Genomic DNA, 877 nt, shown 5'->3' with positions numbered 1-877 from the left:
TCAAGGAGTTCACCGACTACAACACGCCGAACACGGCGACCGAAGACGGGTCGGTGGACGCCAACTACTTCCAGAACCAGCCGTTCCTCGACGACTTCAACAAGAAGAAGGGCACCCACATCGTGCCCGTCGTCACCGTGCACCTGGAGCCGCTCGGCCTGTACTCGCACAACGTGAAGAAGGCCGACGACCTCAAGAGCGGCGCGACCGTGGCAATCCCCAACGACACCGTCAACGAGGCCCGCGCCCTCAAGCTCCTGGACGCCAACGGCATCATCAAGCTCAAGAGCGGCGTCGGCAACGAGGCCACCCCGAAGGACATCGCCGACAACCCCAAGGGCCTGAAGTTCAAGGAACTGGAAGCCCCGCAGCTGCCGCGCGCCCTGGACGATGTGGACGCCGCGGTCATCAACGGCAACTACGCCATCGAGGCCGACCTCAAGCCCGCCAAGGACGCCCTCGTCCTGGAGTCGCCCAAGAACAACCCGTACGGCAATTTCCTCGCCGTGAAGAAGGGCAACGAGGACGACCCGCGCGTCAAGAAGCTCGCGAAGCTCCTCACCTCCCCCGAGGTGAAGAAGTTCATCAAGGACAAGTACGACGGCTCCGTCATCGCCTCGTTCTGACCGCGGACCCCGACTGCGTGACCCTGGAGGAAACCACATCATGCGCAAGATCGCGGTCCCTCTCGCCGCCGCCGCACTCGCCCTCGGGCTGACCGCGTGCGGCGCGGGCTCCGGCGGCGGCTCGGACGACGACGACACGCTCGTCGTCGGAGCCACCGCCGTCCCGGCGGGCGAGGTGCTCGACTACATCAAGAAGAACCTGGCGGAGAAGGAAGGCCTCAAGCTCGAGGTCAAGGAGTTCACCGACTACA

General features: G+C 64.8%; 2 protein-coding genes. Both read left to right on the top strand.

The genetic code is table 11. From position 1 onward, the window contains the following. The coding region (locus CCN51_RS52570; protein ID WP_086861345.1) for a MetQ/NlpA family ABC transporter substrate-binding protein at positions 1-626 on the top strand (626 nt) is incomplete at its 5' end. A 40-nt stretch (positions 627-666) separates the two neighbouring features. Beyond that, positions 667-877 (top strand): MetQ/NlpA family ABC transporter substrate-binding protein (locus CCN51_RS52565; RefSeq protein ID WP_245881915.1); only part of this gene is annotated, 211 nt, incomplete at its 3' end.

The organism is Streptomyces milbemycinicus (assembly GCF_002154605.1).
Taxonomy (GTDB): domain Bacteria; phylum Actinomycetota; class Actinomycetes; order Streptomycetales; family Streptomycetaceae; genus Streptomyces; species Streptomyces milbemycinicus.
This window is presented reverse-complemented; position numbering and strand designations above follow the sequence as displayed.